The organism is Streptomyces plumbidurans, from assembly GCF_019857225.1.
Taxonomy (GTDB): domain Bacteria; phylum Actinomycetota; class Actinomycetes; order Streptomycetales; family Streptomycetaceae; genus Streptomyces; species Streptomyces plumbidurans.
On sequence record NZ_JAFJSY010000059.1, the window covers coordinates 23,538 to 38,181 of the forward strand.

The window sequence follows — 14,644 nt, forward strand, 5'->3', positions numbered from 1 at the left end:
GAACGACTGTCGTGAGCTGTGATCCCTTCCCCTCTGAGCCGCGGAGTGCCATGTCACATTCCACTCGCCGCACGCCCCGCACCCGGTTGAGACTCGGCCTCGGAGCCGGCGCCTTCCTCCTCGCCGCCGCCCTCGTCCCCGCTCCCGCCCACGCCGTCGACAGGGCAGACGGCACCGATGCCGCAGACGTCACCGACTACGCGATCACCGTCGACCCCGCCGCCAAGGGCGCGAAGATCGACGACACGATGTACGGCGTCTTCTTCGAGGACATCAACCGCGCAGCCGACGGCGGTCTGTACGCCGAGCTCGTACAGAACAGGTCCTTCGAGTACTCCACCGACGACAACACGTCGTACACGCCCCTGACCGCGTGGACCGTCGACGGCACCGCGCGGGTCGTCGACGACGACGGCCGGCTGAACGCCCGCAACCGCAACTACCTCTCCCTGAGCGCCGGTTCGGCCGTCACCAACGCGGGCTACAACACCGGCATCCGGGTCGAGAAGGGCAAGGCCTACGACTTCTCGGTCTGGGCCCGCGCCGAGAGCGGCACCTCGCTCACGGTCTCGCTGCAGGACGCCGACGGCACACTGGCCACCGCCCGCCGGGTGGCCGTACGCAAGGGCGGCTGGGCGAAGTACAAGGCAGCCTTCACCGCCACCCGCACCAGCTCGAACGGCCGCCTCACCGTGGCCACTTCGGCCGCGACCGCGCTCGACATGGCCTCCCTCTTCCCGCGCGACACCTACCGGCACGAGCCGAACGGCCTGCGCAAGGACCTCGCGGAGAAGATCGCCGCCCTGCATCCGGGCTTCGTCCGCTTCCCCGGCGGCTGTCTGGTCAACACCGGCTCCATGGAGGACTACAGCGCGGCCTCCGGCTACCAGCGCAAGCGCTCGTACCAGTGGAAGGACACCGTCGGCCCGGTCGAGACCCGCGCCACGAACGCCAACTTCTGGGGCTACAACCAGAGTTACGGCCTCGGCTACTACGAGTACTTCCGCTTCGCCGAGGACGTCGGCGCCATGCCGCTGCCCGTCGTCCCGGCCCTGGTCACCGGCTGCGGCCAGAACCAGGCCGTCGACGACGACGCGCTGCTCAAGCGGCACATCCAGGACACGCTCGACCTCATCGAGTTCGCCAACGGGCCGGTGACGTCGAAGTGGGGCAGGCTGCGCGCCCGGATGGGCCACGCCAAGCCCTTCCACCTCACCCACATCGAGGTCGGCAACGAGGAGAACCTGCCCGAGGAGTTCTTCGCCCGCTTCCAGCAGTTCCGCACCGCCATCGACGCCAAGTACCCCTACATGACGGTGATCTCCAACGCGGGCCCGGACGACTCCGGTTCGACCTTCGACACGGCCTGGCAGCTCAACAAGGGCGCCAAGGTCGACATGGTCGACGAGCACTACTACAACAGCCCGCAGTGGTTCCTGCAGAACAACGACCGCTACGACTCCTACGACCGCGGCGGGCCCAAGGTCTTCCTCGGCGAGTACGCCTCCGGCGGCAACGCCTTCAAGAACGGCCTCGCAGAGGCGGCGTACATGACCGGCCTGGAACGCAACGCGGACGTCGTGAAACTCGCCTCGTACGCACCACTGTTCGCCAACGAGGACTACGTCCAGTGGCGCCCGGACATGGTGTGGTTCAACAACCACGCCTCCTGGGAGTCGGCCGACTACGAGGTCCAGAAGCTGTTCATGACCAACGTCGGCGACCGGGTCGTGCCCTCGACCGCCACCGGCACCCCGTCACTGCTCGCCCCCATCAGCGGCGCCGTCGGCCTGTCCACCTGGGCCACCAGCGCCGCCTACGACGACGTGAAGGTGACGGACGCCGACGGGAACACGCTGCTCAGCGACGACTTCTCGGGTGGCGCCGCCCAGTGGACGCACACCGGCGGCGGCAGCTGGAGCATCCAGGACGGGCAGTACGTCCAGACGGACACTGCCGCCGAGAACACCATGGTCTCGGCCGGTGACCCGTCCTGGCACGACTACGACCTGCACGTGAAGGCCACCAAGCAGTCCGGCAAGGAGGGCTTCCTCGTCGCCTTCGGCGTCAAGGACACCGGGAACTACTACTGGTGGAACATCGGCGGCTGGAACAACACCCAGACCGCCGTCGAACAGGCCGTGGACGGCGGCAAGTCGACGCTGATCGCCAAGGCGGGCTCGGTCGAGACCGGGCGGGCCTACGACATCGACGTCAAGGTGCGCGGCCGGCAGGTCACCCTGTATCTCGACGGCCAGCAATGGGGCAGCTTCACCGACGACAAGCCGGCCGAGCCGTTCCGCCAGGTCGTCACCAGGGACGCACGGACCGGCGACCTGATCGTCAAGGTGGTCAACGCCCAGTCCTCGGGGGCCCGTACGGCGATCGACCTCGGCGGCGCGAAGGTCGCGCCGAAAGCCCGGGTGACGACGCTCGCCGCCGCTCCGGACGCGGTGAACACCGAGACGAGCACGCCCGTCGCCCCGGTGACGTCCACCTTCTCGGGGGTCGCGGACAGGTTCACGTACACCTTCCCGGCGAACTCGGTCACGTTCCTGCGGATCAAGGAGAAGTAGCACCCGGCGTGGGCCGCCGTCCGGAAGACAGCAACAGCGGCGGCGGCCCACACCCGCGGGACACCCTCACCCCCCGAAGTACTCCTGGGCCGCGCACACCCCCTCCACCAGTGCGTCCACCTCGGCCTCGGTGTTGTAGACGTAGAAGCTCGCCCGGGTCGTGGCCGGGATGCCGTAGCGCCGCACGATCGGGCGGGCGCAGTGGTGGCCGACGCGGACGGCGACGCCCCTCTCGTCCAGGACCTGGCCGACGTCGTGCGGGTGGATGCCGTCGACCGTGAAGGAGACGGCCGAGCCGCGGTCGGTGAGGTCGTGGGGGCCGACGATCCGCACCCCGGGGACCTCGCCGAGCAGCGCCAGCGCGCGGGCCGTCAGGCGGTCCTCGTGCGCCGCGACCTCCGCCATGCCGAGGGCCTGGAGGTAGTCCACGGCCGTCGCGAGCCCCACCGCCTGCGAGGTCATCGGCACGCCCGCCTCGAAGCGCTGCGGCGGCGGCAGGAAGGTCGTGCGGTCCATCTCGACGATCTCGATCATCGAGCCGCCGGTCAGGAACGGTGGGAGCCCGGCGAGGAGTTCGCGGCGGCCCCACAGCACGCCGATGCCGTTCGGGCCGAGCATCTTGTGCCCCGAGAAGGCGAGGAAGTCAGCGCCCAGCTCGGTCACGTCGACCGGGCGGTGCGGGACCGACTGCGCGCCGTCGACCACGACCAGGGTGCCGAACGCGTGGGCGCGGTCGGCCAGTCGGCGCACCGGGTTGATCGTCCCGAGCACGTTGGACTGGTGGGCGACGGCGAGCACCTTGGTGCGCTCGTCCAGCAGTTCGTCGATCCGGGTCAGGTCCAGGCGCCCTTCGTCCGTCAGACCGAACCAGTCCAGCGTCGCTCCCGTCCGCTCGGCGAGCTGCTGCCAGGGCACCAGGTTGGCGTGGTGCTCCATCTCCGTCACCACGATCCGGTCGCCGGGCCCGAGCCGGCGGTCGTTGCCGAGGGCGTAGGCGACGAGGTTGACGGACTCGGTGGTGTTCTTGGTGAAGACGATCTCGTCGTCCTCGGCCCCGACGAAGCGGGCGACCGTGTGCCGCGCACTCTCGTACGCCTCCGTCGCCTCCCCGGCCAGCTGGTGCGCGCCTCGGTGCACGGCCGCGTTGTGCGTGAGGTAGAAGTCCCGCTCCGCGTCCAGCACCTTCAGCGGTTTCTGGGTCGTGGCTCCGGAGTCCAGGTAGACGAGACGGGCGCCGCTGTCCACCGTCCGCCCAAGGACGGGGAAGTCCTCGCGCAGTACGTCCACGTCGAAGCCCACGGCGTCATCACCTCTCACGGTTTCTTCGATACTTTGCCGTGAGGAACGCTAAGCCTCCTCACGGCGAATCGCAAGGATTACCATGAGGTCGTGGATTCCGAGGCCCCTGTCTACCTGCACCAGCTCCCGGTCCCCGGCGAGGAGCGTTACCTCTCGCTGGCCCTGGTCAACACGCGTTTCGCGCTCAGCCACGGCACGGTCGACCTGCTCGACGACACCGAGGCCGCCCATCTGTGGCTGGTGCGGCACGATCTGCTGCCCGACCGGGTGGCCCTGAACGGTCGGCAGCACGGCCGCCTGCTCGGGCTGCGCGAGGCGCTGCGTGCGCTGTTCGAGGCCTACGGCGCCCAGGGCCGGCCCGCCGCGGAGGATCTCGCCACCCTCAACACCGCGCTCGCCGCCGCCCCCTCGACCCCGCGGCTCGCCTGGAGCGCGGACGGCCCGCACCGCGCCGACGCACCCGACACCGGTAACCCCGCCGCCGCCGCGCTCTCCCTGCTGGCCGAGGACGCCACCGACCTGCTCACCGGTGGCGAGGCGGAGCAGCTGACCGAATGCGCCGCCAGCGGCTGCGCCCGCTGGTTCCTGCGCTCCCACGCGGCCCGGCGCTGGTGCACGACCAAGTGCGGGAACCGGGTGCGGGCGGCGCGGGCGTACGCGGCCCGCAAAGCGCGCTGATTGCATAAACGTGCAGCGAAACGTATAGTCATGCCATCCAAAGGAGGGTGACATGGCGGTACGTGCGGCAGTGGCCGGAGCGAGCGGGTACGCGGGCGGGGAGCTCCTGCGGCTGCTCCTGGCGCACCCGGAGACCGAGATCGGGGCCCTGACCGGCAATTCCAACGCCGGACAGCGACTCGGCGCGCTGCAGCCGCATCTGCTGCCGCTGGCGGACCGGGTGCTCGAGGAGACCACGCCCGGGGCCCTCGCCGGACATGACGTCGTCTTCCTCGCCCTGCCCCACGGCCAGTCCGCCGCGGTCGCCGAGCAGCTCGGCCCGGACGTCCTGGTCGTCGACATGGGCGCCGACTTCCGGCTGAAGGACGCGGCCGACTGGGAGAGGTTCTACGGCTCCCCGCACGCCGGGACCTGGCCCTACGGCCTCCCCGAACTGCCGGGCGCCCGCACCGCGCTCACCGGGTCCAGGCGCATCGCGGTGCCCGGCTGCTACCCGACCGCCGTCTCCCTCGCGCTCTTCCCGGCCTACGCCGCCGGGCTCGCGCGGAACGAGGCCGTGATCGTCGCCGCCTCCGGCACCTCCGGCGCGGGCAAGGCGCCCAAGCCGCATCTGCTGGGCAGCGAGGTCATGGGCTCCATGTCTCCGTACGGCGTGGGCGGCGGCCACCGGCACACCCCCGAGATCATCCAGAACCTCAGCGCGGCGGCGGGGGAGCGGGTCACCGTCTCCTTCACGCCGACCCTCGCGCCGATGCCCCGCGGCATCCTCGCCACCTGCAGCGCGTCCGCCGTCGAGGGGGTGACGGCCGAGTCCGTGCGCGCCGCCTACGAGAAGGCCTTCGCCGACGAGCCCTTCGTCCATCTGCTGCCCGAAGGCCAGTGGCCCGCCACGGCGTCCGTTTACGGTTCCAACGCCGTTCAGGTGCAGGTCGCGTACGACGAGGCGGCGGGCCGCATCATCGCGATCAGCGCCATCGACAACCTCACCAAGGGCACCGCCGGCGGTGCCGTCCAGAGCATGAACCTCGCCCTCGGTCTCGACGAGACCACCGGGCTGACGACGATCGGAGTTGCGCCGTGAGCGTGACGGCAGCAAAGGGATTCACGGCGGCGGGTATCGCCGCCGGGATCAAGGAGAACGGCAACCCGGACCTGGCCCTCGTGGTCAACACCGGGCCCCGCCGCGCCGCCGCCGGCGTCTTCACCTCCAACCGTGTGAAGGCCGCGCCGGTGCTGTGGTCCGAGCAGGTGCTCAAGGGCGGTCAGGTCTCGGCCGTCGTCCTCAACTCCGGTGGGGCCAACGCCTGTACGGGACCCAAGGGCTTCCAGGACACGCACGCCACCGCCGAGAAGGCCGCCGAGGTGCTCGGCCGGGGCGCCATCGAGGTCGCGGTCTGCTCGACCGGCCTCATCGGCGTGCTGCTCCCGATGGACAAGCTGCTGGCGGGAGTCGAGACGGCCGCGGCCCAACTCTCCGAGCACGGCGGCGAGAAGGCCGCCATCGCCATCAAGACCACCGACACCGTCCACAAGACGTCCGTCGTGACGAAGGACGGCTGGACGGTCGGCGGCATGGCGAAGGGCGCGGGCATGCTCGCCCCCGGCCTCGCCACCATGCTGGTCGTCCTCACCACGGACGCGGCCGTCGACAGCGACGTACTGGACAAGGCGCTGCGGGCCGCGACGCGTACGACCTTCGACCGCGTGGACTCCGACGGCTGCATGTCCACCAACGACACCGTGCTGCTGCTCAGCTCCGGAAGCGCCGAAGTCACCCCGGAATACGCGGAGTTCGCCGAGGCCGTACGGCAGGTCTGCGACGACCTCGGGCAGCAGCTGATCCGGGACGCCGAGGGCGCCAGCAAGGACATCAAGGTAGAAGTGGTGGGCGCAGCCAGCGAGGACGACGCCGTCGAGGTGGGCCGCTCCATCGCCCGCAACAACCTCCTCAAGTGCGCCATCCACGGCGAGGACCCCAACTGGGGCCGGGTGCTCTCCGCAATCGGCACCACCAAGGCCGCCTTCGAGCCCGACCGGTTGAACGTCGCGATCAACGGAGTGTGGGTCTGCAAGAACGGCGGCGTCGGCGAGGACCGCGACAAGGTCGACATGCGCTACCGCGAGGTGCACATCGTCGCCGACCTGGCGGCCGGGTCCGAGACCGCCACGATCTGGACCAACGACCTCACCGCCGACTACGTCCACGAGAACAGCGCCTACTCCTCATGAGCATCACGCGTAAGCACACCGCCCTGCCCAAGGCCCGCATCCTCATCGAGGCGCTGCCCTGGCTGGTCAGGCACAACGGCAGGACGGTCGTCATCAAGTTCGGCGGCAACGCCATGGTCGACGAGGACCTCAAGGCCGCGTTCGCGCAGGACGTCGTGTTCCTGCACCACGCCGGCCTCAAGCCGGTCGTCGTGCACGGCGGCGGCCCCCAGATCAGCCGGGCGCTCGACAAGCACGGCATCGTCAGCGAGTTCAAGGCCGGCCTCCGGGTCACCACCGAGGACGCCATGGACGTCGTACGGATGGTGCTGGCCGGGCAGGTGCAGCGCGAGCTGGTCAACCTGCTCAACGAGCACGGCCCGCTGGCCGTGGGACTGACCGGCGAGGACGCGCACACCATCACCGCCACCAAGCATCTGCCCGAGATCGACGGCGAGTTGGTCGACATCGGGCGGGTGGGCGAGATCACCGAGATCGACACGGGCGCGATCGAGGCACTGCTCGCCGACGGCCGGATCCCGGTCGTCTCGTCGATCGCCCGCAGCCAGGACGACGGACATGTCTACAACGTCAATGCTGATACGGCGGCTGCGGCACTCGCTGCTGCTCTTGGCGCCGAGACGCTCATGGTCCTCACGGACGTCGAGGGCCTTTACGAGGACTGGCCGAACAGCGACGAGGTGATCAGCCGCCTCACCGCCGCCCAGCTGGAGAAGCTGCTGCCGGACCTGGGCTCCGGCATGGTGCCGAAGATGGAGGGCTGCCTGTACGCGGTGCGCCACGGCGTCAACACCGCCCGCGTCATCGACGGCCGGGTCCCGCACTCGATCCTGCTGGAGATCTTCACCGACGAGGGCATCGGCACGATGGTCGTGCCCGACGAACACGTTGTGCCCGACGAAAAAGAGGGGGATGCCGTATGACCGCCCATCAGGAGTACGCCCAGCGGTGGCAGGGCTCGCTCATGAACAACTACGGCACCCCGCTGCTGCCCCTCGTGCGCGGCGCGGGCACCAAGGTGTGGGACGCCGACGGCAAGGAGTACCTCGACTTCGTCGGCGGCATCGCCGTCAACGCGCTCGGCCACGCCCACCCGGCGATCGTCGAGGCCGTCAGCACGCAGATCGCCTCCCTCGGCCACATCTCCAACTTCTTCATGGCCGACCCCACGGTCACGCTCGCGGAACGGCTGCTGAGCCTGTTCGGTCGCGAGGGCCGGGTCTTCTTCTGCAACTCCGGCGCCGAGGCCAACGAGGCCGCCTTCAAGATCGGCCGGCTGACCGGGCGTACGCATGTCGTCGCCACCCAGGACGCCTTCCACGGCCGCACCATGGGCGCCCTCGCCATGACCGGCCAGCAGGGCAAGCGTGAACCCTTCCTGCCCCTGCCCGGCGAGGTCACACATGTGCCGTTCGGCGACGCGCAGGCCCTCGCGGCCGCCGTCACCGACGAGACCGCGCTGGTGATCCTGGAGCCGATCCAGGGCGAGATCGGCGTCGTCACCCCGCCGCCCGGCTATCTCAAGGCCGCCCGCGCGATCACCGCCGCGAACGGCGCGCTGCTCGTCCTCGACGAGGTGCAGACCGGCATCGGGCGCACCGGGCACTGGTTCGAGTACCAGGCCCACGAGGGCGTCCTGCCGGACGTCGTCACCCTCGCCAAGGGCCTCGGCGGCGGGCTGCCGCTCGGCGCGACCGTCGCCTTCGGCCGGGCCGCCGAACTGCTGCAGCCCGGCCACCACGGCACGACCTTCGGCGGCAACCCGGTCGCCTGCGCCGCCGGACTCGCCGTGCTCGACACCATCGAGAACGAGGGACTGCTTCAGAACGTCAAGCGGCAGAGCGAGAAGTTGCGCAGCGGGATCGAGTCTTTGGGCAACCCGTCGATCGCCCATGTCCGGGGTGCGGGCCTCCTCCTGGGTATCGTGCTCACCGAGCCGCTCGCGCCCCAGGTGCGACAGGCGGCTCAGGAGGCCGGATTCCTGGTGAACGTGCCCGCGCCCGACGTCGTACGGCTGATGCCGCCGCTGAATCTCCGCGACGACGAGGTGGACGCGTTCCTCGGGGCGCTCCCCGGCGTCCTGGACCGAGCACACGGGGACGGATCCGGAGAATGAGACGACGATGAGCCAGGCCGAGGACGACGCACAGCACGCCGGGCCTGCCGTACCGCAGACCCGCACCGCACGCCACCGCCGGATCGTGGACATCCTCAACCGGCAACCGGTGCGCTCCCAGAGCCAGTTGGCGAAGCTGCTCGCCGACGACGGGCTGACCGTCACTCAGGCGACGCTCTCCCGGGACCTGGACGAGCTGAACGCGGTGAAGATCCGCAACAACGAAGGCGACCTCATCTACGCGGTCCCCAGCGAGGGCGGCTTCCGCACCCCGCGGGCCCCGCTCGGCGAGTCGGCGAAGGAGGAGCGGATGCGGCGGCTCTCCCAGGAGCTGCTGATCTCCGCGGAGGCCTCGGCGAACCTGGTGGTGCTGCGGACGCCCCCGGGCGCCGCCCAGTTTTTGGCCTCGGCCATCGACCAGGCCGAACTGCACGACATCCTCGGCACCATCGCGGGCGACGACACCCTGCTGCTGATCAGCCGGGAACCCACCGGCGGCCAGGCACTCGCGGAGCATCTGCTGCGACTGGCACAGAACGGGCACTGAGCGGTACAACGACCGAGCGGTACAACGACCGAGCAGCACAGCGGCCGAGCAGCACGGCCACCGGCGCGAACGGGTCCGGGGCGCACGGGTGTTCCCGTGGCGCCCCGGACCCGCATGGGGGTTTCCTCCCGCCCGGCCGCTCCCGGCAGGGCTCAGCCCAGGCGGGCCGCCAGCCCTCCGGTGCAGCGCACCTCGTCGCCCGCCGTGATCAGCAGCCCCTCCACGTCCGGCAGCGACTCCAGCCAGCGCAGCCCCGCCCTCGATCCCATCGCGAAGGCGGCCGTGGCCCAGCAGTCCGCCCAGGTCAGCCTGGGCGCCACCACCGTCACCGCGACCAGGTCGGTCACCGCCGACCGGCCCGTGCGCGGGTCGACGATATGGGCGCCGCGCTCGTAGCTGCCGGACGTCGCCACCGCCAGCTCGTCCGCGCCCGCGGCGGAGACGACCGCCGCGAGACCGCCCGGACGCAGCGGGTCGGCCACCCCGACCCGCCAGGCCCGGTGCGGCTCGGGCGCGCCGAGCAACTGGACGTCGCCGCCGCCGTTCATGCTCACCCCGCACACCCCGGGGACGGCCGCGAGGAGCCGTGCCGCGCGTTCGGCGGCCCAGCCCTTGACGATGCCGGTCGGATCCAGCCGCCCCTCGTAGCGCATGCTGAACCAGCCGTCGCTCAACCGCTCGGCCTCGGCGCCCAGTTCGAGCACCTCCGCGACCTCGGGCGCGCAGTCGGCGACGGTCAGCTCACCGCGCGAGAGCCGGGCGAGCTGGCTGTCGTCGCGGTACATGCTGAACACCTCGTTGACCCGGTGCAGCCCGGCGACCGCCTTCTCCAGCGCCGCCTGCACCACACCGGGCTCCCCGCCGCGGACGTCGAAGGAGAAGACGGTCCCCATGACCTCCTCCGCATGACGCACCGCGGCGGGAGCTTCCGCGGGTTCGGCCACCGACTCAGCCACCGGCCTGGTCCAGTGCCGACTGCAGCGACTGCTTGTACCCGGTGCTGGTGTACGAGGCGCCCGACACCGAGTCGATGTTCGCGCTGCCGGCCGCCACCGCTTCCTGGTTGAGCTTCGGCACGGCCAGCGCGGTCTTCTGGTCGCTGGTGCCGCCCTTGGGCGCCTGCACCGCGTCGGCCTTGGTGATCTTTCCGTTGCTGACGGTGATACGGACCTGCACGGGTCCGTACTGGGTCTGGACGAGCTTGCCGGTGACGGTCTTCGCCTGGGAGGCGCCGCCCGAACCCTGGGACGAGCCGCTGCCCTGCGCGGTACCGCTGCCCTGCGACGATCCGCTGCCCTGCGAAGACCCGGCGCTCGCCTTCATCTTGTCGATCGCCGACTGCAGCGACTTCTTGTAGCCGGTGCTGGTGTACGTCGCGCCCGAGACCGTGTCGATCTGCGCGCTCTGCTGGGCGACCGCCTCCTGGTTGAGCTTGGGCACGGCCAGCGCGGTCTTCTGGTCGCTGGTGCCGCCCTTGGGCGCCTGCACCGCGTCGGACTTGGTGATCTTGCCGTTGCTGACGGTCAGCCGTACCTGGACCTTGCCGTACTGCGTCTGGACCACGTCCCCGTCGACGGTGCCCGACGCGGCTCCGGCGGCGCCGCCCTGCGGCGACTCCTGTGCCGCCGCGCTCTGCTGCGGGGCCGTGCCGCCCGCCGCCTCGGCGTTCGGGTCGGACGCCGGTTTCAGCGACAGCATCAGTACGACGCCCGACACGGTGGCGGCGGTGGCCAGCACGACACGCCGGATGGGGTGACTCTTCCTCATCGGTTCCCAGACTCCTGAAGTCCCGTCGCTCACATCTCGAACGACTCGTGATGGATGCGGCGGGCGGGCACTCCCGCTCCGCGCAGTGCTTCGTACACGGTCTGCGCGAAGCCGGCCGGCCCGCACATGAACACGTCGTGCTTGTCGATGTCGGGCAGCTTCTGCTTCAGCCGCTCCGCCGAGATGTCGGGGCGCTCCCCGTCGGGGCTGTTGACCGCGTACATCAGCCGCGCCCCCCGGTCGTCCGCGATCGCGGCCAGCTCGTCCCAAAGAGCCAGGTCCTGCGTGGTGTTGGCCCGGTAGAGCAGCGTGATGTCGCCGGACGCGCCGGGCAGCGTCTCGAACAGCGCCCGCATCGGCGTGATGCCGACGCCGCCCGCGACCAGCAGCACCTTGCCGCGGCTGCGCCGCTGCGCGGTCATCGCGCCGTAGGGTCCCTCGGCCCACACCCTGGTGCCGGGTGTCAACTCGCGCAGCCGGGCGCTGTGGTCGCCGATCGCCTTCACGGTGATCCGCAGCACGTCGGGGCGGGGCGCCGCCGACAGCGAGTACGGGTGGGAGCTGAACCGCATGCCCGGGGCGAGGAACCGCCAGCGGAAGAACTGCCCCGCCTCGGCGCCCATCCGGTGCAGCTTGCGCCCGCCGATCAGCACCGACACGATGCCCGGCGTCTCCTCGATGACCGCCTCGACCCGCATGCGGTGACGCAGGTTGAGCCGGATCGGCGTGAGGATGCGGTACCAGACCACCAGCGCGGTGACGATGCCGTAGAGGGCGTACCAGAAGGTCTTCGCCATCGGCTCGACCGCGAAGTCGTTGCCGGTGGTGATCTGGTGCCAGAACGTCAGGAACACGGCCGCGTACGTCAGCAGATGGACGTGGTACCAGGTGTCGTACGGCAGCCGGCGGCGGACCGGGGCGATCGACGTCAGCCCGATGAGCACGAACAGGCCCGCGCCGATGGCCGCCTTGCCCATGTCCGGCAGCTGGTTGATGGAGTCGATCGTCTGCTGGACGATGTCGCCGAGCGACTTGCCGGCCTGCAGCGCGTAGCCCCACATGGTGAGGAAGACGTGCGCGACGATCAGGCTGAGCGTGTAGCGGCCGCTCATCGCGTGCCAGCGGGCCACCCGGTCGGAGCCGACGCGCCGTTCCAGCGCGGGCACGCGCGCCATCTGCAGTACCACGAGCGCCATCAGATAGCCGGCCAACAGGCCGGTGATCCGGCCCGCGTTGAGGATCTTGCCGTTGTTGTCGGCGATGGACGGCGTGTTGTGCCACCACAGCCACAGCACACCGACCGCGCCGGCTCCCACGGCCAGCAACAGAGCGGTCGCCGGGGAGCGGCGCGGACGGATGCGGCGCATCGTCTGGCGGCGGGCGGCGCGGCCGCCTGCGAGCGTGGTGGTCACTGTTCCTCCGGGGCGGGCACAAGGGGGTTGGCGTGGTCCCTTGGCCCTGGAATACGTGCCGGGGCGCAGGAGTGTTCAGCCGCGTGCCGAGTCGAGTGCGGACTGGAGTGACTGGCGGTAACCGTCACTCGTGTACGTGGCGCCCGAGACCGTGTCGATGTCCGCGCTCTGCGCCTGCAGCGCCTCGCTGCGCAGCCGTGGCAGGGCGAAGCTGTTGATCTCCTGGTCGCGTGGGTTCTCCGTCGGGTAGGTGACGGCGGTGACCTCGGTGAGCCTTCCGTTCTTGACCGTGATGCGCACCTGGACGGGACCCCACCGGGTCTGGACCGTGTCGCCGGTGGTGGTCTTCGTGCCGGTGACCGCGCCGCCGGAGGCCCCCGCGCCGGAGCTGCCGGAGCTGCCGGAGGGCGCGGGCACCGCCAGGCCCACATTCGGTGTGGAGTGCGGCTTCAGCGACAGCAGCAGCACCGCCCCGCAGACGGTGGCGGCACTCGCCAGCACGATGCGGCGCAGCGGACGGTTCTTCTTCAACGCGTGCACGGGCACCGCCTCACAGCTCGAACGACTCGTGGTGGATACGACGGTCGGGGACGCCGGCGGCGCGCAGCGCCTCGTACAGATCACGGGCGAAACCGTGCGGGCCGCAGAGGTAGACGTCGTGCCCTGCCAGGTCCGGGAAGTTCGCGCGCAGCGATTCCGCCGTCAGGCTCGGGCGGCTGCCGTCCGGCCCGTTGAGCGCGTAGCGCACCTGCGCCCCGCGCCAGCGCGCGATCGCCTCCAACTCCCCGCCCAGGGCGAGGTCTTCGGCCGTGCGCGCCCGGTAGAGCAGCGTGACCTCGCCGGGCAGCGTCTCGAACAGGGCCCGCAGCGGGGTGATGCCGACACCGCCCGCGATCAGCAGCGACTTCGGCGCGGTCCGCCGGTCCGCGGTCAGCGAGCCGTACGGGCCCTCCGCCCACACGCGGGTGCCCGGCCGCAGCATGGAGACGGCCGCGCTGTGGTCGCCGAGCGCCTTGACCGTGATCCGCATCAGGTCGCGGCGCGGCGGCGCCGACAGCGAGTACGGCGTCGACGTCCAGCCCAGGCCCTCGCCGAGGAACCGCCAGCGGAAGAACTGCCCGGCCCGCACGTCGAGTTGGTCCAGCCCGCGACCCCGCACGACGACCGAGAACACGCCCGGTGCCTCCTTGTGCACCGACTCGACCCGCAGCCGGTGCCGCAGGTTCAGCCGCACCGGCTCCAGCACCCGGAACCACAGCACCAGGGCCGCGACACCGAGGTAGAGCGCGTACCAGGCGGCCGTGGCGCCGGCGTGACCGTTGAACTCGTTGCCGAGCGTCAGCTGGTGGAAGAAGGCCAGGAAGACGGCGACGTAGGTGAGCAGATGGACGTAGTACCAGAACTCGTGGCTGATGCGGCGGCGCGCGGCCCGGGCCGAGGTGATGCCGACCGCGAACAGGATCAGCGTGCCGAAGGTCGCCTTCAGCATGTCCGGGTAGTCCAGGACCACGGTGGTCGTCTCGTGCCAGATCGAGACGCTGTCCTGGGCGGCGTACCCGAGCAGGATCAGCACGATGTGCGCGACCAGCAGGCAGACCGTGTAGCGGCCGGCCATCGCGTGCCAGCGGGCCACCCGGTCGGAGCCGATACGCCGTTCCAGCACGGGCACCCGCGCCATCAGGCCGACCAGCACCGCGCAGGCGTACCCGCACAGCAGCCCGGCGAGCCGCCCGGCCCCGGTCAGCCAGCCGGCCGCGCCGACCACCGACGTGGTGTCCGTCCACCACAGGGCGAGCACGGCGGCCGCCCCAACCCACAGCAGCGTCAGCACACCGCCCGCGGGGGAGCGCCGAGGAGCCGGCACCACCGCAGGTGCCGCCCGTCGCTCGTACACGGTGGTCATATGTACGTCCTTTCGCATGTTCCGGACGCAACTGTGCAGGGCGAACCTCTCAGCAAGCTCTGAAACCGACCCCCCTGAGCGCACTCAGAGAAAACTCAGAGCATCACCGGGCCCGCA

Annotated in this window: 13 protein-coding genes; 7 read left to right on the forward strand and 6 right to left on the reverse strand. The window is 70.8% G+C overall.

Annotation, left to right across the window (positions count from 1 at the left end; all coding sequences use genetic code 11):
* Positions 1 to 50: 50 nt before the first annotated feature.
* Positions 51 to 2,576 (forward strand): alpha-L-arabinofuranosidase family protein, encoded by a 2,526-nt coding sequence (locus JYK17_RS29860; protein ID WP_222811574.1) that lies wholly within the window; start codon positions 51 to 53, stop codon positions 2,574 to 2,576.
* A gap of 66 nt (positions 2,577 to 2,642) precedes the next feature.
* Here the strand turns inward: JYK17_RS29860 and JYK17_RS29865 are convergent, their stop codons facing one another.
* Positions 2,643 to 3,875, reverse strand: coding sequence for a cysteine desulfurase (locus tag JYK17_RS29865; protein ID WP_128804569.1), 1,233 nt, complete (start codon positions 3,873 to 3,875; stop codon positions 2,643 to 2,645).
* A gap of 90 nt (positions 3,876 to 3,965) precedes the next feature.
* On the opposite strand from JYK17_RS29865, the gene JYK17_RS29870 reads away from it, so the two are divergent.
* The 6 genes from JYK17_RS29870 to JYK17_RS29895 are packed head-to-tail and all read left to right on the forward strand — an operon-like array spanning position 3,966 to position 9,445.
* Entirely contained in the window at positions 3,966 to 4,553 is a 588-nt protein-coding gene (locus tag JYK17_RS29870; RefSeq protein ID WP_108011617.1) for an ABATE domain-containing protein, read from the forward strand.
* Between the two features lie 52 nt (positions 4,554 to 4,605).
* Complete coding sequence (argC, locus tag JYK17_RS29875; protein ID WP_108011614.1) at positions 4,606 to 5,634, forward strand: N-acetyl-gamma-glutamyl-phosphate reductase; 1,029 nt, start codon at positions 4,606 to 4,608, stop codon at positions 5,632 to 5,634.
* Positions 5,631 to 6,782 carry a bifunctional glutamate N-acetyltransferase/amino-acid acetyltransferase ArgJ gene (argJ, locus tag JYK17_RS29880; RefSeq protein WP_108011611.1) on the forward strand — a complete coding sequence of 384 codons (1,152 nt, stop codon included), beginning with the start codon at positions 5,631 to 5,633 and terminating at the stop codon, positions 6,780 to 6,782. Before argC ends, argJ begins: the two co-directional genes overlap by 4 nt.
* On the forward strand, positions 6,779 to 7,705 hold the full coding sequence (gene argB / locus JYK17_RS29885) for an acetylglutamate kinase (RefSeq protein WP_108011608.1): 927 nt from the start codon (positions 6,779 to 6,781) through the stop codon (positions 7,703 to 7,705). Before argJ ends, argB begins: the two co-directional genes overlap by 4 nt.
* Positions 7,702 to 8,898: an acetylornithine transaminase gene (locus JYK17_RS29890; protein ID WP_108011605.1), complete on the forward strand. Its 1,197-nt coding sequence runs from the start codon at positions 7,702 to 7,704 to the stop codon at positions 8,896 to 8,898. Before argB ends, JYK17_RS29890 begins: the two co-directional genes overlap by 4 nt.
* 7 nt (positions 8,899 to 8,905) lie before the next feature.
* A complete protein-coding gene (locus JYK17_RS29895; protein ID WP_108011603.1) occupies positions 8,906 to 9,445 on the forward strand; it encodes an arginine repressor in 540 nt (179 codons plus the stop codon).
* A gap of 152 nt (positions 9,446 to 9,597) precedes the next feature.
* Here JYK17_RS29895 and JYK17_RS29900 read toward each other — a convergent pair whose 3' ends face one another.
* The 5 genes from JYK17_RS29900 to JYK17_RS29920 all read right to left on the reverse strand — a co-directional run bounded on the left by JYK17_RS29900 (position 9,598) and on the right by JYK17_RS29920 (position 14,527).
* The gene (locus tag JYK17_RS29900; RefSeq protein ID WP_108012053.1) at positions 9,598 to 10,389 is read right to left on the reverse strand and encodes an FAD:protein FMN transferase; all 792 of its coding nucleotides are present in this window, start codon (positions 10,387 to 10,389) and stop codon (positions 9,598 to 9,600) included.
* Positions 10,390 to 10,393: 4 nt separating this feature from the next.
* Positions 10,394 to 11,212, reverse strand: coding sequence for an FMN-binding protein (locus JYK17_RS29905; protein WP_181362435.1), 819 nt, complete (start codon positions 11,210 to 11,212; stop codon positions 10,394 to 10,396).
* A 29-nt stretch (positions 11,213 to 11,241) separates the two neighbouring features.
* A complete protein-coding gene (locus JYK17_RS29910) occupies positions 11,242 to 12,624 on the reverse strand; it encodes a ferredoxin reductase family protein (RefSeq protein ID WP_164932288.1) in 1,383 nt (460 codons plus the stop codon).
* A 75-nt stretch (positions 12,625 to 12,699) separates the two neighbouring features.
* Complete coding sequence (locus JYK17_RS29915; protein ID WP_108012051.1) at positions 12,700 to 13,164, reverse strand: FMN-binding protein; 465 nt, start codon at positions 13,162 to 13,164, stop codon at positions 12,700 to 12,702.
* A gap of 10 nt (positions 13,165 to 13,174) precedes the next feature.
* Positions 13,175 to 14,527: a ferredoxin reductase family protein gene (locus JYK17_RS29920; RefSeq protein WP_222811575.1), complete on the reverse strand. Its 1,353-nt coding sequence runs from the start codon at positions 14,525 to 14,527 to the stop codon at positions 13,175 to 13,177.
* Between the last annotated feature and the right edge of the window lie 117 nt (positions 14,528 to 14,644).